This window comes from Paenibacillus sp. GD4, assembly GCF_030846225.1.
Classification (GTDB): domain Bacteria; phylum Bacillota; class Bacilli; order Paenibacillales; family NBRC-103111; genus Paenibacillus_G; species Paenibacillus_G silviterrae.
This window is the reverse complement of record NZ_JAVCYK010000002.1, coordinates 288338-308618: the sequence shown is the minus strand read 5'-3', so window position 1 is coordinate 308618 and position 20281 is coordinate 288338. Positions and strand designations below refer to the sequence as shown.

The 20281-nt window shown below is 52.6% G+C and carries 16 protein-coding genes and 1 riboswitch; of the genes, 2 read left to right on the top strand and 14 right to left on the bottom strand.

All coding sequences use genetic code 11. The features are described 5' to 3' along the window. The first annotated feature begins 1 nt into the window (after position 1). Complete coding sequence (locus RAC89_RS24640) at positions 2-1291, top strand: MFS transporter (RefSeq protein WP_306616391.1); 1290 nt, start codon at positions 2-4, stop codon at positions 1289-1291. Positions 1292-1383: 92 nt separating this feature from the next. Here the strand turns inward: RAC89_RS24640 and RAC89_RS24635 are convergent, their stop codons facing one another. From RAC89_RS24635 to RAC89_RS24585, 11 genes are all read right to left on the bottom strand, one after another. Then, complete coding sequence (locus RAC89_RS24635; protein ID WP_306616390.1) at positions 1384-1860, bottom strand: NanQ anomerase/TabA/YiaL family protein; 477 nt, start codon at positions 1858-1860, stop codon at positions 1384-1386. A 70-nt stretch (positions 1861-1930) separates the two neighbouring features. Next, complete coding sequence (locus tag RAC89_RS24630) at positions 1931-4630, bottom strand: exo-alpha-sialidase (RefSeq protein ID WP_306616389.1); 2700 nt, start codon at positions 4628-4630, stop codon at positions 1931-1933. Continuing rightward, positions 4627-5664, bottom strand: coding sequence for a sialidase family protein (locus tag RAC89_RS24625; protein WP_306616388.1), 1038 nt, complete (start codon positions 5662-5664; stop codon positions 4627-4629). The genes RAC89_RS24630 and RAC89_RS24625 overlap by 4 nt, the downstream gene beginning before the upstream one ends. Before the next feature lie 38 nt (positions 5665-5702). Continuing rightward, complete coding sequence (locus tag RAC89_RS24620; RefSeq protein ID WP_306616387.1) at positions 5703-6587, bottom strand: carbohydrate ABC transporter permease; 885 nt, start codon at positions 6585-6587, stop codon at positions 5703-5705. A gap of 28 nt (positions 6588-6615) precedes the next feature. Beyond that, positions 6616-7584 (bottom strand): ABC transporter permease, encoded by a 969-nt coding sequence (locus RAC89_RS24615; RefSeq protein ID WP_306616386.1) that lies wholly within the window; start codon positions 7582-7584, stop codon positions 6616-6618. A 90-nt stretch (positions 7585-7674) separates the two neighbouring features. Then, positions 7675-9207 (bottom strand): extracellular solute-binding protein, encoded by a 1533-nt coding sequence (locus RAC89_RS24610; protein ID WP_306616385.1) that lies wholly within the window; start codon positions 9205-9207, stop codon positions 7675-7677. 123 nt (positions 9208-9330) lie between these two features. After that, entirely contained in the window at positions 9331-9942 is a 612-nt protein-coding gene (locus RAC89_RS24605) for an MFS transporter (RefSeq protein ID WP_306617768.1), read from the bottom strand. Continuing rightward, positions 9873-10187 (bottom strand): MFS transporter, encoded by a 315-nt coding sequence (locus RAC89_RS24600; protein WP_306616384.1) that lies wholly within the window; start codon positions 10185-10187, stop codon positions 9873-9875. The genes RAC89_RS24605 and RAC89_RS24600 overlap by 70 nt, the downstream gene beginning before the upstream one ends. Further along, complete coding sequence (locus RAC89_RS24595; RefSeq protein ID WP_306616383.1) at positions 10184-10360, bottom strand: hypothetical protein; 177 nt, start codon at positions 10358-10360, stop codon at positions 10184-10186. Before RAC89_RS24595 ends, RAC89_RS24600 begins: the two co-directional genes overlap by 4 nt. Positions 10361-10444: 84 nt before the next feature. Then, positions 10445-12817 (bottom strand): helix-turn-helix domain-containing protein, encoded by a 2373-nt coding sequence (locus RAC89_RS24590; protein ID WP_306616382.1) that lies wholly within the window; start codon positions 12815-12817, stop codon positions 10445-10447. 107 nt (positions 12818-12924) lie between these two features. Further along, positions 12925-13860: an N-acetylneuraminate lyase gene (locus tag RAC89_RS24585; RefSeq protein ID WP_306616381.1), complete on the bottom strand. Its 936-nt coding sequence runs from the start codon at positions 13858-13860 to the stop codon at positions 12925-12927. 227 nt (positions 13861-14087) lie between these two features. Here RAC89_RS24585 and RAC89_RS24580 point away from each other — a divergent pair, with 227 nt between their 5' ends. Beyond that, positions 14088-14909, top strand: coding sequence for an AraC family transcriptional regulator (locus RAC89_RS24580; RefSeq protein ID WP_306616380.1), 822 nt, complete (start codon positions 14088-14090; stop codon positions 14907-14909). Positions 14910-14988: 79 nt separating this feature from the next. On the opposite strand, the gene RAC89_RS24575 is transcribed toward RAC89_RS24580, so the two are convergent. From RAC89_RS24575 to RAC89_RS24565, 3 genes are all read right to left on the bottom strand, one after another. Then, positions 14989-17136, bottom strand: a complete 2148-nt coding sequence (locus RAC89_RS24575) for a methyl-accepting chemotaxis protein (protein ID WP_306616379.1) — start codon at positions 17134-17136, stop codon at positions 14989-14991. Between the two features lie 81 nt (positions 17137-17217). Then, a riboswitch (cyclic di-GMP riboswitch) is annotated at positions 17218-17306 on the bottom strand. Positions 17307-17416: 110 nt separating this feature from the next. Continuing rightward, positions 17417-18172 carry an Ig-like domain-containing protein gene (locus tag RAC89_RS24570; RefSeq protein WP_306616378.1) on the bottom strand — a complete coding sequence of 252 codons (756 nt, stop codon included), beginning with the start codon at positions 18170-18172 and terminating at the stop codon, positions 17417-17419. After that, on the bottom strand, positions 18145-20244 hold the full coding sequence (locus RAC89_RS24565) for an endonuclease/exonuclease/phosphatase family protein (protein ID WP_306616377.1): 2100 nt from the start codon (positions 20242-20244) through the stop codon (positions 18145-18147). The genes RAC89_RS24570 and RAC89_RS24565 overlap by 28 nt, the downstream gene beginning before the upstream one ends. Positions 20245-20281: the final 37 nt, after the last annotated feature.

The window sequence follows — 20281 nt, the reverse complement described above, 5'->3', positions numbered from 1 at the left end:
AGTGTTACCTTCAGATAAGACGAATTTTTCAGAATGGCGGGAACGACTTTATAAACGAACACTGCTTACCGTCGTCATTTCCCAAATCTTCGGAGGCGCAGGGCTAGCGGCAGGAGTAACCGTCGGAGCATTAATCGTACAGGACCTGCTCGGGAATGACAGCTTCGCAGGCATTCCTGCCGCGCTGGTTACTCTTGGCTCGGCATTATCCGCCTATTTAGTCGGGCGGCTGTCACAACATTACGGGCGCAGATTAGGACTTGCGGCCGGTTTTATTGCCGGGGGGCTGGGAGCTGCAGGGGTTGTGGCAGCGACGGCTGCTCACCAGATTCCCCTGCTCTTCGTTTCGCTTTTTGTCTACGGCGCCGGAACGTCTACGAACCTGCAAGCACGTTATGCAGGCACGGATTTGGCTAAACCGACGCAAAGGGCAACCGCCGTAAGCATCGCCATGGTTTCCACTACATTAGGGGCAGTGGGAGGACCTAACTTAGTCAATGTCATGGGTCGATTCGCCGAGTCGCTAGGAATCCCCGCCTTGGCCGGTCCTTTCATTCTGGCAGCCGCTGCTTTTATCCTGGCTGGCCTGATTTTGCATCTCTTCCTGCGTCCCGATCCGTTCCTCGTGGCGAAAGATCTTGCCGAGGCGCAAAAATCGAACAAGGAGCTAGACGGCACTACCGATATCCGTTCGAATTCACCCGTTACCGGCACCCGAGGGATCTGGGTCGGCACAACGGTAATGCTTTTAACCCAAGTCGTGATGATTGCCATCATGACAATGACGCCTATTCACATGAAGCATCACGGTCACGGATTAAGCGAGGTAGGCTTAGTCATCAGCCTTCATATTGCCGCGATGTTCCTTCCCTCCCTCGTAACGGGTATGCTTGTTGACAAAATCGGACGCACAGCCATGTCGCTTGCTTCCGGTGCGGTGCTTCTCGCTGCCGGAATAACCTCAGCAGCCGTACCGGCCGATTCCATGCTCGGCTTGATCGTCGCGCTGGTTCTTCTCGGGCTTGGCTGGAACTTTGGCTTGATTAGCGGAACCGCGATCATCATTGATGCCACTCAACCGGCTAATCGTGCCAAAACACAAGGCGCCATAGATGTACTGATTGCCTTGGTCGGAGCATCAAGCGGTGCCCTCTCCGGTATCGTTGTAGCAAACTCCAGTTATGCGGCCCTCTCCCTTGCGGGCGGCATTATGGCACTCCTTCTGGTACCCGTTGTCATCTGGTCCCGAGGCAAACCAAGCAAGGAAAAATCCGGGAGTATGACACTCTGACCCGTCTCTCGCATACAGTTGATAAAATAAAGAAGGCTTTCCTCCGGTCCCGTAAGACCTGTAAGGAAAGCCCTCTTCATAAGTATCAATGATTAGGAAAGCAGTGCTGAATTGATCTTAAACACGACCTTCTTCAGCTTCTCGCCGCCTACGGGACTGCAGCCCGGACGGTGCAAATCTGCCGGGAAAAATACAGCAAACATGCCTGGCTTCAAACGGATTTCCATCTCGTTCTCCACCTCATCGAATAAGAGATAATCGTTGTCCGCCAGCCGATCTTCCACCGCAACGTTGCTCTCGGATGCCCTTGCTACATAAATGCGCTCTTCCCCGCCTTGAACCAAGTATTGCAAATCGACATACTTGGCATGACACTCCGATTTTCTTTGGCCGGGCTTGACGGCAATGAGCTCCTGCACCAAGGCAAACATGTCATCACCCATAATTTCGTATTTCCCCAGCTCCAGCTGCCCGAGATCACGGGATTGGAGAAAATCAATTGCCTTCTGAAACACTGGAGATAAAGCGCCCTTTTCCTTCTCCCAAAACTTGATGTCACCCAATATCATATTGCTGTGCTCCTTCCAAGCATACTTTTTTCTGCTAGTATAGCACAAAATACGAGATTTGAATGTGGCTCTATTTTGACCTGTCATGCGGGACAAAGATGACGGCTCTTTTGCGCGTTTCGTGTCCGGCGAAGTCCTTTACCGCATATTCGACGGTATATACGCGCCCGGACCCGGAGCCGTTGCGATCCGCAAGCAGCAGGAAGGTGCGGTCGTCTGTGCCCGGCTCCGCTTCCCGGACATATGCTAACGCTTCTCCCTCACTGCAGGTAACGGACACCAGCTTCACCGAATGTACACCGGAGCCGCTGTCCGCTGCCGATATGCTCATCTCGACAGGCACCCATTGACGATTCGGCGGCCACAGCTCCGTTCGATTCGGGGTAACCTCGAGCGTCGGAGCCGTCTTGTCTATGCTGAGCTTGAGTAGTTGACTGTCCTCCACGTTCCCGGCGAGATCTATACTGCGGTACTCGAGCAGATGCTGGCCCTCGTTATTCACCGTCAACGGTGCGGAATAGACCGACCAAGCCCCTCCGTTCAGCCGGTATTCCGTGCGGGCCGGGCCGGAGAATTCATCGTATACGGACATCGTAACCGATACATCCGTGGTATACCACCCTTCGGCGCCGTTTGGCACCGAAGGACTCAAGGCCGCTTGGGTCACAGGCTTACTCACATCGTACTGAAGATAAAGCTCTCGTACTTTGGCCGCACTCAGCGAGTGTCTGTAGAAGCGTATATCATCCAAATGCCCTTTCCAATCCCGGTTTGCCACCGTACCTTTGTCAAAGCCGATGCGTGGCGGGGATTGAAGATTCGTTATGCTCATTTGACTGCTGTCATACTGTGCGGACGTCGCTGCCAATTCGCCGTTCACGTAGATTTTATTTACGGAGCCGTCCCGAACGGCCGCCAGATGCGTCCATACGCCCGGTTTCACCATGCCGGCAATGGTGGCTATACCCACCTCCCGCTCCAGAGGAATACCCGTCATATTCATCCGGACCGCACCGTTCTTCTCTACGGAGAACCACCACTGGGGCAAGCCCTTGCCCGCCAGACCGTACCAGTAGATGATATGCCGCTGCTGGAACAGCGCCTCCGGCTTCACCCACACGGCAAAGGAGAAATCGTCTGTGCCTGTATGCAGGTCCTCCGTACGGGTCATTTCTGCAAAGGCCCTCTGGCCGTTCAAATAAAGTCCGGAACCTGCATAACCCGGCTGTATCAAAGCCCCGCTGCTTAGTACACCCGTGTGCCCTTTCCCTGTCACATCCACGATTTCGCCGTTCGCACCGAGCTTGTCAAAATCCCAGTGCAGCAGAAGCTCCGGAAGCGGTCTAGAACGCTGAATCCCAACGGTGTAAACCCGAATGCGGTCCTTCAGCTTTGCTTCGATACGAATCGCATCCAAGCCGTTCAACTGAATCGTTCGGGGCATTCCGGCAGAGACAGGCTCTCCATTTATCGTAATAGCGATTCCCCCGTTGGATGTTACAGGGGTTACGGTCAAGTGCTCCGTTCCGGTATACAGCTCCAATCCATAGGAGCCGATATCCCCCCGGAAGCCGGGAGTTAGTGCACCCTCGGACAACAGCAGACCGTCCAGATCGGGCTCTTCTACGTCAAACCATTCCATGTTGAATACCGCGAACATGATTTTGTCATACGGCGTAAACTCACCGCCCTCAAAGAGGAGCGCCCCCTTCCCGTCCGGCAGAACAGATAACGATGAATAGGCCGAGTGTCCCTCATACACCGTCTTGGAGGTCGTCCAGGTTTGGCCGTCATCATAGCTGATGCGCACCGTCATATTCTCCCGGCGGTTCTGGTCGGCGGGATTGGCAAACAGCAGCATGCGGTTCCCTTCCGCGTTATCCGCCGGTTTGTATCTGACGATGCTGGCCTCACAGATCGGGTCGATCAATACCGGGTCGTACGTAATCGGCGACCAGGTCGCCCCTTGGTCCGGACTGGTCGAGATGCCGCGCCGTTTCAGGTGCTGGTTGCTCGACAGCCGGTCGTTGCGCATCAACGTGCCGTCCGACAGCTCAACCACCGTCGCTTCATTGAGCCCTCCCGGCAGTCGGCCGCTTTGGTACCACGTTGCGCCGTGGTCATCGCTTTGGATGTTCCGGCCTATTGCCGGAATGACGAGCCGTCCTTGCGCGGGGCCATGCCGAAGCTGGATGCCGATGCCCGGTCCGGTAGCGTCCCACCGCGTATTGGGCGGCTGCACCTCCTCGAACCGGTTGACGCGCGGAGACCAGGTCGCCCCGTCGTCGTCGCTATACGTGCTCCAGATCGTCCGCACGCCCCGGCCGGTGCCGCTGTTGATTTCCTCAATCGTATCCTCGCCGTAATTGTGGGTCATGAACAGCCAAATCCGGCCCGTATTTTCATCCTGCACCGGCGTCGGGTTGCCGCATGTATTCGGCCCGTCATCGCAGACCATCTGCAGCGGCTGCCAGGTACGTCCCTGGTCGAAGCTGCGTTTCAGCACCAGATCAATGTCCCCCGTATCCGAGGCACTGTTCTTCCGCCCCTCAGCGAAGGCGAGCAAAGTCCCCGACTTGGTCGTCAGGAGAGAGGGAATTCGAAACGTATGATAGCCTTCCGTGCCGGATACGTACAAATCCGTATTTGTGAAATACGGCATATTCCGGCTATGAGGGTCCGCATCTGCGCTGCCGCTTGCCAAGGAGGTGGGGACACTGGCCAGTAGAGATAGAACCAGCACAACCAACCAAACCCGGTTACGAATCATTCGGCATGAATCTCCTTCCTTAAGGAAAATCGGGCAAGCGTGATCCGCTCGTAGGGTCGCTGCTCCCCGCATTCATATAGACACAGAACGGCACCGTCCCCGGCAAGGGCCAAATCCGAATAAGCTGCGGGACCGGGATGCAGCTCCTGCAGGATAGCCCAGGTTTCGCCGCCGTCCCGGCTTGATTGCACGGTCAGCCTCTCGCGCGAGGTGCTAGCCGGATTAGAGAACAAGAGTCCCCCTTGCCCGTCCGACAGCACGCTGGCTTGACAGACCGGCTCAACCAATGTCTCATCGAAAACAAGATCCGACCACGTCAGTCCTCCGTCCTTACTAGTAGCGACGGCACGCCGGTTGCGACCGTGATAGCTCCGCATATTCATGTAAACCGTGCCGTCAGCAAGCTCCGCCAAGGTACACTCGTTTGTATTCTCACCAATAATGCCGCCCAGCTGCCAGCTCTCGCCGTGATCATCGCTGTAGATGACATGTGCGGTATAGGGGCCGGAGCGCTCCTCCTCCGGTTGAAGCACCGCATGATTACACGGGACGATCAAGCGCCCGCTCTTCAGCTGCACGGCATGACAAGGACCGGTCGCATACCACGTCCATTCCGGGAGCTTCACTGAGGACGTAATATCCTTCGGCTCCGACCACGTTTCTCCGTCATCCACGCTCTTCATGACCAACACCTCGCGTGTCGCCCTGCCGGCGAGTATGTCCTTCTCATGGCCGTCCTCCGCATTCCGGCACAGCAGCAGCCAGATCGTTCCTGTATCCCGGTCCTGCACTGCACACGGATTACCGACGGTATCTGGGCCCAGATCGGCAATAATCCGATACGGCTCCCATGTGATGCCGTGGTCGAAGCTTCGCCGAAGCGCCAGATCAATGTCGCCGGCATCGCCTCCACCGTTCTTTCGGGCCTCACAGAAGGCCAGCACCGTACCTTTCTCCGTCACTAGCAAGGAAGGGATACGGTACGTGTGATACCCCTCCTGACCCGACACGAACAACGCCATTTGCTCCAACACCTGATCATCTCCTCCATGGTTCTTGTATCTTCAAAGCCTTAGCCTTTAATAGAGCCGACCATGACCCCTTTCACGAAATACCGCTGAATAAAAGGGTAAACGAACAAAATCGGCAGCGTGCTGATGATAATGATGGCCGATTTCAACGTTGCGGCAGGCGGAGGATCGTGAACGAACTCCACCTGCGTTTCATTCTGCATCACCCCGGTTAACAAAATATTGCGCATAAGCACCTGGATCGGCAGCTTGCTCTGGTCATTGATATAAATGGAAGCACCGAACCAATCGTTCCAGTGCGACACTGCATAGAACAAGCCGATGGTCGCAATCGCCGGCATGGACAACGGAACGATGATTTTCATTAGGATTACCGGAGGGGAAGCACCGTCGATGATGGCCGATTCCTCCAGCTCCTCCGGCAGGCTCATGAAAAAGTTGCGCATGATGAACAAGTTCCATGCACTGACTAATCCCGGGAGCACTAGCACCCAGAGCGTATCCTTCAAGCCGAGATTATCGATGAGCATATAGGTTGGAATCAAGCCGCCATGAAAAATCATCGTAAGAAAAATAATCAGAACCAGCGCGTTTTTGCCCGGTAAGCTTTTCCGTGACAGACCGTAGGCCAAGGTAGCCGTAAACACCAAATTCAAGAATGTACCGACGACTACCTTAAACATAGTGATTTTATAAGCGTTAAACACGAGCGGTCCCCGGTTAATCAGCAGATCATAGGCGGTAAAATCCAGCTTCTCGGGAATGAGCACAAATGCTCCCCGTCTCATCGACTCTTCAGCACTGATAAAGGAAGTGGACAGCACCGACAGGAAGGGAATGAGAAAGAGCAGCGACAAGCCGATGAGAAACAGAATGTTGACTGCATCAAACAAACGCTCGCCGGTCGAAGGCTTTAGGGAATTCATTGAAAATCAGGTCCTCCTTTCCACTGCCTTACCAGATCCCGGTCTGATTCAATTTTTTGGCAATATAATTAGCGCCCAGAATCAGAATCATGGCCAAAATATTTTTGAACAAACCCACAGCTGTGGCAAACGAATACTGCAGCGATGTTAAGCCCTCCCGGTACACGTAGGTATCGATAATATCAGCAACCTCATAAACGGATGGCGAATACAGCAGGAGCACCTTCTCAAAGCCCGCGTTAAGCAGTCCGCCGATTGAAAAAATGAGCATGATAACGATAATATGCGTAATGCCCGGCAGTGTAATATGCCACATTTGGCGGAACCGGTTCGCCCCGTCCATTTTGGCCGCTTCGTATAACCCCGGATCTATTCCCGTCATGGCCGCCAGGTAAAGAATGCTTCCCCATCCGATCGACTGCCACACATGGGAGATGACCAGAATGGACCGAAAGTATTCCGGCGCGCCCAGGAAGTGAATCGGTTCGCCTCCCAGAGCAACGACCGCTGCATTGATCATGCCGGAATCCGTTGACAGAACCATCATCACCAAGCCGGCCACAACTACAGTAGAGATAAAATGAGGCAAATACGAAATCGTCTGCACGATTCGCTTGAACACGGCATTCTTCAGCTCGTTAAGCAGCAGCGCCAGAAGGATGGAGGCCGGAAAGCCGAACAGCAGCTTATAACCGCTGATCAGCAGCGTATTACGCATGACATTCCAGAAATAATAGGAGTTCCAAAATTTCACGAAATGCTTGAACCCCACCCACTCGCCGGTAAGCACGGCTCCGACACCTTCGAAGGGGGAAATATCCTTAAACGCAATGATAACGCCGAACATCGGAATGTAATCAAAGATGACAAAATAGAGCATTCCCGGGATGATCAGCAAGTAATAGAATCGGTTCAACCTGACGGCGGTCCATAGCTTTCGAAGGCCGACGGACTGCCGCCTCGTTCTAGTTTGAAAAGACAGCTGCTCTGTACGCACGGACGCCCTCCTCTCCTTCTCCCCGGCTGCAGCAGCGCAAGCTGCGGCGATCTACACCGCCATCCGCTTGCGCATGTGCGCCGATTTCTCTTACTTCTTCAGCTCATTGTACTGACGAGTGTACTCCTGAATCCATTTATCAAGACCCGCTTTGTACATTTGGTCGATGAACTTATCAAATTCGCTTAGCGGTCTGGCGCCCGTTACGAATTTCACCAGCTCCTCACTGCGAAGCCGGTCGATGTCGCCCAGGGTAGGGATGTTCTCCTGCAGCATCTTCTTGTCGTACGTGATCATCGCGTCGATCGGCATCTTGGCCACATCGATGTTCGAAATTTCCCTATTCAAATAATCCGCATGCATTTTCTTAATCGGATCACGGAAGGCATACTTCGTTTCAGTTGCAAGACCTAGGGAAACCATGAATTCGCCTGCATACGAGATATCCTTGTTAAGCAGCTCGATTTCAAACTTTTTAACATCCAGATATTTCCAATTGGTACCGAATGCGGCATTTAACGTATTCGTCGGCAGATCCTGATACTGGTAGTTGACGAACTTCATCACGGCATCCGGATGCTTCGCTTTTTTCGTAATGACCATCGACGCTGTGCTTCCCGGGCTTGCCGTCATCAGCTTCCCCTTCGGTCCTTGAATGTTACGAATGATCTCGTAGTTTGCTTCGGGGTTTAAGCCCGATTGAATTTGCGGGAACAGCAGCGTTATGCGCGAATACCACATGGAGGAAGTGCCTACACGATTCGTCTTCAGCAGCTCAAGCGGGTCGAATTTGCCGAAGGCCTCCTTATAGATGTAGCCCTTCTGGTACCAGTCCGCCATCTTCGCGACGAAGTCCTTGAAGCCCGGCGCGAGCTCCATCGGCTTGACCTTTTTATCGGCGGGGTCGATCCAGTTGCTGTTACCGTTGTCGGTAAAGCCGCCAAGGAACGCATTCTTAATGCCGTTCAAATCCGTCATCATCGGAATCGTATCGGCCTTGCCGTTGCCGTCCGGATCCTGCTCTTTAAACGCTTTCAATACCGCCTCCAGCTCATCCAGCGTTTTAGGCTGCTGCAGATTCAGCTTTTTGAGCCAATCCGTCCGAATCCAGATCGGGTAATGCACCGACGGGACGCCGCGCGGAATTCCCCAGATTTTCCCGTTCTTGTCCGTCATGTAATCCCAAGCTTCTTTGGGCCATGCCTTCTTGATATCCTGTCCATATTTATCCAGCAGATCATTGAGCGGAATAATGGCTCCCTTGGTGGCGTATTGGTCCCAATTTCCCTGGAAAATATCGATCTCATCCTTGGAACCGAGCAGCAGGTTCAGCTTCTCCTCTGCCGCCCCCTTCGGCGGCACGATGGCAATCGGCTCAATGTTCAGCTTCTCTACATACATTTTCTTCATTTCTTCCAGCGCCGCCGGTACGCTGCCTTCCGGCTTCTGGTTTAACGCACCGGAGTTTTGGTAAATATAGATTTTCGGAGCTTCCTTAGGGGTACCCGCGTTGGGTGTTTCCCCTGGGGCTCCCTTACTGGAATCGGCGCCCCCTGAGCAAGCGGCCAGCGTAGAAGCGGCTAACAAGGTAATGACGGATACGCTCGTTATTTTTTTACTCATTCCTGTTCCTCCCTTTTCGGTTCTACAACCTTTTTCTGCCTTTGAACGCTTGGTTCAAGGTAACCTTAGCACGCGTTGAAAGCGTTTTATATAATAAATATTTGTGTTTTCATACTACAATTTCTACATGTCATGATCGTAGTATGCCTTTATATGGCTCACTGTCCTTGTTTTCTTCCAGTCGGTATAGAGCTGTGTTCCGAGAAAACCGGAGGCCGCGCATAAGGCCAGTATCGAGGAGATTCTGTAAAGCGGAACGTATCCTAAATGACTGAAAATATAACCGCCGGCTATACCGCCGATAAGTCCTGCCAAACCCGCCCAGACAACCGTGAAGACGGATTGCCTTGTAGCCCGGAATTCGTCCGGCACCAGCTCCTGTATGTACGAGAGCGCCGTCAAAAGAAAGATGCCGTACGATAGCCCGTGCAGCAGCTGAATCAGAGCGATGCCGAACGGCTCCTGAATGGCGCTCATCAAATAAAAGCGAAGCGTGTAGAACAACGCCGCAAGCGAAAGCAGCAGCAGCGGTTTACATCGCCCCCCATACCTGCCCAGCAGGAAAAAGACCGGAATCTCACTAGCCGCCGCCAGAAGCCATGACCAGCCGATGAAGGTTTCCGGGGCGCCGAGCTCCTTCAGGTATAACGCGATAAACGAGTCGTTCACCCGATGCGCAATCGATACGCTGAGTACCAGAAACAGAAACCATAGGAAACGGACAGAGGTGAGTATAGGGAAAGCATGCGTAAACTCGACCTTCGGGCGCTTGCCTTTCTGTCCTCCAGCAAGAAAGCGAATAACAGCGTCATCACGACGATGGCAATGCATACCCCCTTGGCAGCGGGAATGCCGGACTCCTTCAGCAGAAGCCCGAACAGCATGGACGCCGAGGCAAACCCTAAGGAGCCCCACACCCGGTAGGAGGCGTAGCTTTTGCCGGTTTGCTTGGCAGTGAGCAGCGTCAAGCTGTCGCTCAAGGGGATGATCGGGCTTTGAAAAAAGCAGATACGATGCCGATCATCGGGCCGAGTGCGTACAGAATGCCGACTTCCAGACTGGAATACCCCAATGAGCTGTAATATAACGGCAAGAAAGAGACGATCATCGACATCGTCATGTAGAACGAAAACGTAAACGGCTTTAAAAACATGGATGCTCCCTCCCCTATCACCCGTACCTGACCGTAATGTGAAAAGAAAACCTAGCCGGTATTCGCATACCGCTAGGTTCTCATTCAAGAGCCGTACAACCTTTTGTATTCGCCGGGTGTCAGACCCATCAATTCCTTAAACACCTTGATAAAGTAGTAAGCGTTGCTGTACCCTACGTGCTTGCCGATTTCATTGATTTTCATGTCGCTTCCGGTCAACAGCTCCTTGCTCTTCTCGATCCGGATACGCTTTAAGTAATCTACGAACGGCTGGCCGGTGATTTGCTTGAAGAGCCTGCTGATGTAGGCCGGATTCAGATTCAGCTGCTCGGCTACCGAGTGCAGCGAGATATCGCTGCCGTACTCCCGCTCCATCATTTCCACTACCCGGGCGATGTGTGAATTTCCTTTAGTGTTCATTTCCCGCTCCAGATAATCGGTAATGAGCCGGATAATCCGGTGGAACCACCTGCAAATATCATCCAAGGAACCTTGCTCGAGAAGCTCCCGGTACGGATCCGTCCCGTTGCCGAAAACCGCCTTGGTATTAGCCCCAAGCTGGGCATAGCTGTTCATCATCGCTGTCAGCAGCTGAACGAAGATAGGCTGAATTTGATTATAATGCAGCTTGTGCTTATGTGCGTTCAGCTCGAATACCAGGTCTTCAAACGCTTGGAGCGCCTCGGACTCACGAGCTGTCTTGATGTAACCGAGCAGCACCTCTTCCTTGTCCTTGGGATAAACAAATTCGCTGCCGCCACCGCCGGTCACCATCAAATCTTCGATGGAAATAACGTAGCCCTTACCGTAAACAATCTGATATTTTAACGCTTCCTGCGCTTCCTCAAACGCTTGCGGCAGCTGCAGGATAGATGAGCAGGCTCTGCCGACCCCCATCGTACATTCGCTCTTTGCTTCCAGATTTACGATATCAAGCAGCCTTTGCCCGATACGATATACCTGTTGTTGATCCATGCCGCAGCGGTTTAAGACGATCGCCAGGGTATCCTTCCCGGAATCAACCAGAAAATACGGCGTCTCCAGGATTAAGCTATCCTTGATCGTATCGATCACCTTCATTTTGAACAGCTCGCCGGCAATCATATCCCGCTCCGGCTGCGGGTCCTCGCGATCACCCAACCAAAGAAGGAGCAGAGCCAGATCGCGGGTTTCGATGTCAAGGTCGAGATAAGCCCTCTTCTCCTCGATCTCCTCCAGCGTTAAGGAGTGGCGGTGAAGCAGCGTATATTTGAACTGCTCTTTGTAGAACGGCAGGCTTTCCTCCAGCTTTTCCTTGTAATAATCTCTTTCAGTAAGCGTTGACTGTACAAAGCTGCCGATCATATGGATCTCGTCCGCTTCCTCCGCCCTGCGCTCCGTCGTCCCGTGGATCAAAGCCTGCAAATAGGAGATCGGCCTATAAAGACTTCTTGAGGATAAATAGGCGAAGGTGAGGGAAAGCAGAAGCAGCAGGATCGCCGAAACGACTATCGTTTGTGTAATTGACGAGGTGCTTTCCGATAACGCTTCCATATCGGAGATGTTGATAAACGTCCAACCCAACAACGGGGATGTTGAATAGCTGACCAGCATCTGCCGATCGTCCAGCTTGGTTCGATACGAGCCCGTCTTCCCGACAACCGGTTCGTCTCCGGGCAGAATCGTCCGCAAAGGCTGATGCATATTGGCAGACAGGCTGTGAAACAATACGTTGCCCGTAGAGGACACGACGAAAATATCGTCCTGCTCATTCAGCTTGCTTAAAATTTTTTTGTAAATCAGCGCCGCATCCAAATTAATAATAAACGCATTGTTCGCTTTGGTTGATTTATAAATAATGGACAACAGACTTTTTTCCCCCGGGTGATACTGCCTGGCAATTCTCGTATCCATATAAACCGCGTTCTCGGACGATTCCTTCAGCGCCTCTACCCACGCTGTATCATAGAAGTTATCCAGCGTGAACTGCCGGTTGGAGCCGTCATTTTCCGAGGTGATGACAAGGTTGTTGCTGCTGTCGTAAAAATAAACGGAATCCACGAACTCGTTAGATAGCTTGAACGAGTTGATCAAAGAGATGGCATTTTTTTTATTCTCCAAATACCAATACAAATCGGGTAAATCTTCCTTCTGAATCTCCCCCCTCAGCCCCTCGTAATAGGCGCCGCTAGGGAATTTCTCGAATTCCTGGAACCATTGATTCATGGCAAGCAGATTCGAGTTTTCCTTAATCCGGTTCAGCACAATTTCCATGGAATTGATCGTCTGATTCAAATACTGCAGCTTGTTTCTTCCCGTTTCCTCTTCGAACGTATGAGAAACCTTGTAATAAGCGACGACATCGGAAATCAGGTTGGGTATGACCGCAATGAGAGCGATCGTCAGAATCAAACGGATGAAAAATTTGCGGCGTTTGATTTTGCCGAGCAACGCAAACCACTTCACTTTCTTGAACACGGAATGGTCTCCCCCTTTGGGCCGAACTCATAAAGCGCTTCCATTTTCGATTATACCGAATGCCGCCGCATAATTCTATTTCTTCTACTAAATGGGTTGAGGAGCGGCTACTTGGCGGCAGCACCGCTGCTTCTGAGGACTTCGCTCTGCCTATAGAAGGCTTCGATACGGGAACGCTCCTCCGCCGTAAATTGCTTAAGCGGTTGTCGAACGGTCGGTGTCGCGAGAACCCCTTGAAGATAGAGCATATACTTTTCATAAGCGATCACGTCGAATTGAATCATATGGGCGATCACGGCATTGGCCTCGGCCTGCAGCTTTTGCAAGGTGTTCATGTCCGGCCTTCCCTCAGAACAAATGAACTCGTACATGGTTGTGAACAAGCGGGGCATCATGTTGTACGTGCTCCCGATGGCGCCGTCCGAACCGGAGTAAGCGCCCCCGATATACACCTCATCATGTCCGTTATAGATCAGGAAGTCGTCGCCGCAGCGCGAGCGGATCTGCTGCATCTCGAACAGATTGAGCGAGGTGAATTTGACCCCGACACATTTCGGATGACGGCTCAGCTGCTCATAGAAATCCAAGGACAGGCTGACTCCCGTTGCCCCGGGGAAGTGATACACGAGCATCGGCACATCGACCGTATCCATAATGGCCTCATAATGCTCACGAATCTCTTTCATAGTAACTTTATAGTAAAATGGGACCACCGCGGACACGGCGTCTACTTCCTGAAGCTCCGCATGCTTTGCCAGCCGGATCGACTCCCTAGTGCTGATGCAGCCGATATGGGCAATGATCGTCACACGACCCTTAGCCGCCTTAACGACCGCCTCCAGCACCTGCTGTCTTTCTTCGCTTGTCAGAATAAAGCCTTCTCCTGTGCTGCCTCCAACGTAGAAGCCTCGAATGCCTTGACTGATCTGGTGTTCGACCAAACGGTCCAGAGAGGCATAGTCGATCTCTCCGTTCTCCTGCATAGGCGTCACCAAAGCGGTAAAGATGCCGCGAAACGCGTCGCGGTTTATTAGCTTCTTCATAAAAGTTCATCCTCTCCCTTATTCACAACAGAATTGATGCAGCTGATGTACATAGTTTACCTTTAGGGAGTCCTGAGCATATTTCATTTTTTTATAAAAGCTTTCATTTTTTTATCGAATCCATCCTGTATAATAAAAGCTGATCTTAAGGAGTGAGGTGAGAAGCCGCCATGTATCCGCAATATATGTTCGAATTTCCCAACATTGATACGGACTTTCCATTTCATATGAAGAAAAAAAAGTACACCTCGGTTGCCTCGCATCGGCATGATTTCATTGAATTCTCCTTTGTTATAGAGGGAAAAGGAACGGAACGCATCAATGGCACCGAGCACGAGCTGCTTCCCGGGACTATGGTCTTACTGCTGCCGTACCAGATTCATGAATATTGGGCTAACCGGGACCATCCGCTTGTCATGTTCATTTGCAATTTCGATATGAAGCTGCTGACTGCGGGACCGGAAGCCGCATGGGGCGTAAAGGATCTTCTGCTCGGTCAACATGGCAGCCAGCCTGCGCATGCACAATTGCAGGGCACCGATTACGAAAAAGGCTGGAACCTATGGAAGAAGCTCTATCAGGAGCACGAATCGACGCTCCCGTGGCGTCCTGTCATGCTCCGAGCCCTTCTCCTTGAGGCGCTGTCCTTGTTCGTGCGCAGCAGCGGAATCGTCCCGTCGGCGGCAGTCCGTCAACCTTCCTCCGTCAATACGAAAGGAATCTGGCCGGTCGTACAGTACGTGTATGAGCACTATTTGGACCCTTTATCCTTGACGTCCTTGTCCGAACGCTTCGGCGTCCATCCGTCCCAGCTCAGCACACTGTTCGGTGAAGCCTACGGCATCCATTTCGTCGATCTGCTGCATGAGCTGCGCGTACGGCATGCTTGCAGCCTGTTGATATCCTCCGAGCTGCCGATTTCACAGGTCGCCTATGAATCCGGCTTCTCCTCATTTTCCACCTTCTCCCGCGCGTTCCTGCGCATACGCGGCATGACGCCAAGACAGTACCGGGAGCGGCAGCTGAAAGGCATCGCAGGATTGCATTAAGCCGTCACGTTACAAGGCAATCGTCTACAATGGAAATAACCGCTCCCTATTTCAGAGAGCGGTTATTCTTACGCTAATATCATACGGTGTACTGAGTTATCACGGAACGCAGCTTCTGAGAGATACGTGCCAGTTCGTCGGAGGAAGCGGAAATTTCTTGCATCGAAGCAAGCTGCTGCTGCGAGGAGGATGACACCTGCAAGGCATGATCGGCGGCGTTGCGGGAGGTTGTCACCATCTCTGCCATCGAAGCGGTCACCTGCTCCGTACCGGCGGACATCTCCTGCGCGGCTGCGGATACCTCCTGGATCTGATCGGACACCTGCTGTACGGAAGCAACGATCCGCTCAAGCATACTGCCGGCTTGCCCGATGACCTGTTTGCCCAGCTCAACCTCCTCCACACCGGACATAATCCGTGTGACGGCTCCGCCGGTTTGCTTCTGTATCTCCCGAATCACCTCGGTAATTTGTCCCGCCGATTGCTTCGTCTGTTCTGCCAGCTTCTTGACCTCGGAAGCTACGACCATAAAGCCGGCGCCGTGTTCCCCTGCCCGCGCCGCTTCGATGGAAGCGTTCAAGGCAAGTAAATTCGTCTGAACCGCGATTTCGGAGATGACGCCGATGATCGAATCGATTTCCTCGGAATGTTTACCCAGCTGCTGTACAACGGCGGCGGATTCCCCTACCGTAGCATGAATCTTGTTCATTTGCCCAATCGCCTGCTGCAAAGCTTCGTTACCGCTTATCGCCTGCTCACCGGCTGTCGCTGCGGCTTCCGCTACCGTAGAGGAGGTTTCAGCGATTCGCTGAATCCCCTGCGCCATCTCCTCCATGGCTACGGAGGTTTCCTCAGCCCCCTTCAGCTGCGTGTGGGTTCCGGCGGCTACTTGCTGGGTTGCTTCCGTAATTTGATTGCTTGCCTGGGTAGATGCGTGTGCATTGCGTGTCAGCATCTCCGCCGACTCAGCTACCTGCTCGGACGCCTGCTGACCGGCAAGAATCGTTTCCCTAAACGTATCCGCCATCCGATTGAAGGCATTTGCAACAATGGCAAGCTCATCCCTTGACTCCAATCGGACACGGAACGTCAGGTTCCCTTCAGCTATTTCCGATGCCGAGGCTTCCAAAGCACCGACCGCTCTTTGAACGGAGACATAGAACGAAATAAACAAGTAGATGACACCGAGCAGCACCAGCAGAGCTACCGTAACAAGAATTGTCTTATGCATATTCGCTTCATCGATTCTTGTCTGGAGCAAGCTCTTCAAAACTTCCATTTGGGTTTCATATTGCTTATACGTTAGCTCCACTGACCCGCTTAGGCTGGCGTATGTATCTTTCGGCTTCATGGTGAAAGAAGCATCCAGCAAAGTAACCCGATTGACGAATTCCAGCAGCTTTGACGTTTCCGCGGCATTGTTATTATAAGCTTCCTTCAGTTTCGATCCTGCTTGCTCGTGGATGTCCGCCGTAATAATCAGGTTCGAATTGATGGTCTCCAGCGTTGTTTTGATTTGCTCAGACAAAGTTGTAAGAGTCTGCTGTGTAGCGATGCCGGATGATCTTGCAGCCGTGAAGGATATCGCCAAAGCTCTGGCGCGGCCGACGCGGTCCGCCAGCAGTGGCATTTGCTTAAGCGCCGAATCCATCAAGTAGTAGCTTCCTATTTCGCCGTCAATAACGAGACCGGAGGAATTCGTGATATGCGTCATCAGAGAACGAATGTCCGTTAGAATGGAGCCGTGCTGATCAAGGCTTTGCTGAGGAGAAAGATCCGTCCCCTTGTTCTTGAGCTCGTTCCACTTTTTCAGGATAGCGCTCCATCGCTCCGTTGTTTTGAAATCCTCGCCCATTTCGCCGTTGAGCTGTTCTATGGACACTATAGCTTGCTGAATGGCTTCCTCGGTTTTTGGCACGTTTTCTTGTAAAGAGGCATCTCCAAGAATGATGCCGCTAAAGAGCGCGCGCCGCGTATCCATAGCGATCAGCAGGTCTTTAAGACTATCCGCATAGGTAACGCCTCGCAGCTCCTCTTTGATATGGGATGATGCGGTTGACGCATTGGAGTATTGCAGAAACGTTAGAACCAATAGCGGAACGATAACAAGAAGACCGATGACGATAAATTTGTTAACATACTTCAATCGGTTCATGATCCATTCGCCCGGTGCGAAAAATACCCTTACTTTCTGTGCAATGCCTTGGGATGTCCTGTTGGTTGCCATGCTGTCATTTCCCTCCGTCATGAAAAATAAAAAAAGGAAACCGCGTGTTTCGGTCTCCTTTAATGCAAGAGGCTTGAAACATTCGGCAGCTGGCTGGCATGAAGGGTTCCCCCTTTGTAGCCCCTATAGCTTTGCGGCCAACGCTTTCGCGAAGTGTGCCTGTATCGTGTCTTTTTACCTAAGGTCGATTCTTATTATATACTCATGCGGTAGGAAATTGGTAGGGGGTCTGTTAAACTTTTTTACAATTTCGACATAACACGACCGGCGTGGGTTCAACCTACTTTCGAGAGCCGTTAACCACAACGTTCATAGCAGCGGCATACTCCCCGAATGTAGCTGTAATGCTTGAAGTGCCTGCAAGATGAGCCTTAACCTGTCCGTGGGCGTTAACCGATGCAACCGAACCGTCGCCATGGGCAAACTTCACTTTCTCCGGAGCTTCTTTCCGCGAGCCGTCTTTATACTGCAAGTAAGCTGTTACAGTGGTTTCCTCGCCGGGCTCGGCTTTCCAGTCAGCAGGACTCAAGACCATGCCAACAATCGTATTCCATTCGAAATAAACACGGTAAGTCGTAAGGTGCACCCCGTCCTCCGCCGTGACGACAATTGTGGCAGCACCGGGAACTCCTTCCGCCTGCGATACGGCAATAGAGGCTTTAGCATCTGCAGCATCAGCTGTAATCGGCAGTGCGCTGCTTGTGCCTTCCGGCAAATATACGGTATATTCCAGAAGCTCGGCCGCGAAGCCCGCCAGGGGGGCGCCTTCTAATTGTATAGCGGCAAGCCGGGAGTTGTTGCTCATCACATATACTGTAGATGACGCGCTAATGCCGTCCAAGGTCGCCGTAATTTCAGCCGCACCGGGGTTCAGCGGTGTGACGATACCCGCCGGGCTCACGGTCAGCACTGACGAATCGGATACCGTGTATTTCACATGGCTCGTGACGTTACTAGTAAATCCGCCGGAATAGCTGCCGGTAACCTTCAGAGGGTACTGCTCCCCGATCACCGCCTTCCCATCGGTCTGGTCCACTGTAACTGCTGCAGCTGCCTTTTCAGGTACAGGTTGCTGACGATCGGTAAATGGTCGGAGGCTTGCGTCTGAATGACGCGGGCGTTCTCACGTTCACCGAGCATGACGTCGCTGGAGGCCAAGATATAGTCAATCGTGGCCGACGGGTTGACCGAATCAATGGTAAACGCATTCGGCTGGTCTGCGAACTGGTTCTGAAGCTCTTTGGTGAACTTGCTCATTTCCGGAGCATACGGCCTCGCGTTAAAATCGCCTACAAGGATTTTGGGGCCGCTTCGTTTCGCCATAATAGCTAATATTTCATCCGCCTGGGTATTCCGCTGAATGGCATCCAGTCCCAAGTGGGTGGAATAGAAGCTCAGCTGAACCCCTTGAACGTCAATCGTCGTCTCGAGTACCCCACGCTGCTCCTGACCATAGCTCGTAAGCCAATAATTCTGGTTCTGCACAATGGGGTATTTGCTCAGAACGGCAGTGCCGTATTGGCTTCTCGGCTGCCCCGGCTCTGACGGCGGACGGTCCAGATTGGCCCCATACGCGAACTGCATGCCAAGCAAGTCGGACAATCGTTGGATCGTATCTTCGTTATTGCTGCGGCTCGAATAATAACGGTCCACCTCCTGCAGGCCGACAATGTCCGCACCCGACTGCCTGATGACATCGGCTATTCTATCCAGATTGTAATTATCGGACGGGTCAGCACCGTGATGAATGTTATAGGACATTATTTTTATAGGAAAATGCACGTCTGTTTTCTCCTCTGCGAAGTGAATTCGATATTCTTTGGCGGTCAATCCGTCATCTGCAGTGCCGATCACATAGACGATTCCGGGCACGACGGAAGGCAGCTGTATCTTAGTCGCGCCGTTCGGGTCCTCCGTTACGGCCGTCACTGCCGGCACCTGCCGGTTATCGGCCGGAAGGGTGAAATAATAGTCCGTTTGACTAGGGGTGAACCCGGGGATAGGCACTCCGTTCACGCTGATCGACGACAGGTTAGGATTTTTCAAGTACACGGAAACCGGCAAATTTGCCGTGCTTTGGCCGTAGGTGGCTGTAATGACCGTAGTTCCGCTTGCTAATGCACGGAGAACGCCCGGCGCCGGAATATCCGCTACGTTGGGCTGTGTGTTTGCGTATTGTGAATGATTCGTCACATCGCGGATCGTACCGTTGGTCATATAGGCTTGAAGCTTGAAGGTGCTTGTCGTTCCCACCGTCTCAATCTTGATTTTATCCGTGAAAGCCAGCGACTTGATGTTAGGGTTCAGGTGAGCGTCCGGATTCAAGGTGAGCTCACTTACAATCGGAAGATGCGTGGATGCAAGCGATGGTACGACCTTGGCCTCGCCAAGCTCCCAATTTCGGTCCGGCATGATGTAGCTGATTCTTTTGGCCGGAAGTTGAGACGGATTTGTGAAAGCTTCCGGTTGGTCGAAGAAAGCGTCACTGAGCTCAGAAAATAACTGCTTCATTTCTGCGGAAGTGTCCAGCGCGTTAGGATAAGCGGCTACAATCGCCGGGACGCTTTGGCTCCTCACAATGGCGAGGATTTCATCGGCTTGCTTCAGCCTCACGGTTGATGAAGTATCCATATGGGTTGTAAAGTAACGAATTGTCGTGCCGTTAACGTCTATATCCGCTTCCAGCAGAGCCCTTTTCTCTGTTCCGGAGTTGGACAGCGGATGATTCATGGACGAAACGATAGGATACTTACTCAATATCATGGTGCCGAATTGGCGCCGCTCGGTTCGTCCCGGCTCCGGAGCCAGATCGACGTTCGGGGCGAACACATAGTACATGCCAAGCTTCTCCGAAATCAGCTTGGGCTGATCCTCATAGCTGCTTCGGCTGGAATAATTTTTATCCACCGCTTGGAGCGCTATCACATCGGCGCCGGTGCTGCGAATCGCGTCGGCGATTCGCGTCGTGTCAGGTACGTTATCCGTGCCTCTTGCGTTGTTTATGTTGTAGGTCGCCGCTTTGAGCTTGAGCGGCGGCTGCTGGGGAGCAGCCGTAAGAGCCGGCCCTGTGGAGGCGCCGACCCAGGCTGGAACCAGCAGCTGAACCATAAGAGTTAGGAATGTGAGGATACAACAATAGCTTAAG

Coding starts and splice junctions, on each gene's coding strand:
- RAC89_RS24580 (WP_306616380.1), top strand. CDS start 14,088: ATGAAGAAAAAAAAGTACACCTCGGTTGCCTCGCATCGGCATGATTTC.
- RAC89_RS24610 (WP_306616385.1), bottom strand. CDS start 9,207: ATGAGTAAAAAAATAACGAGCGTATCCGTCATTACCTTGTTAGCCGCT.
- RAC89_RS24585 (WP_306616381.1), bottom strand. CDS start 13,860: ATGAAGAAGCTAATAAACCGCGACGCGTTTCGCGGCATCTTTACCGCT.
- RAC89_RS24595 (WP_306616383.1), bottom strand. CDS start 10,360: ATGTTTTTAAAGCCGTTTACGTTTTCGTTCTACATGACGATGTCGATG.
- RAC89_RS24565 (WP_306616377.1), bottom strand. CDS start 20,244: ATGGTTCAGCTGCTGGTTCCAGCCTGGGTCGGCGCCTCCACAGGGCCG.
- RAC89_RS24630 (WP_306616389.1), bottom strand. CDS start 4,630: ATGATTCGTAACCGGGTTTGGTTGGTTGTGCTGGTTCTATCTCTACTG.
- RAC89_RS24620 (WP_306616387.1), bottom strand. CDS start 6,587: ATGAATTCCCTAAAGCCTTCGACCGGCGAGCGTTTGTTTGATGCAGTC.
- RAC89_RS24635 (WP_306616390.1), bottom strand. CDS start 1,860: ATGATATTGGGTGACATCAAGTTTTGGGAGAAGGAAAAGGGCGCTTTA.
- RAC89_RS24575 (WP_306616379.1), bottom strand. CDS start 17,136: ATGGCAACCAACAGGACATCCCAAGGCATTGCACAGAAAGTAAGGGTA.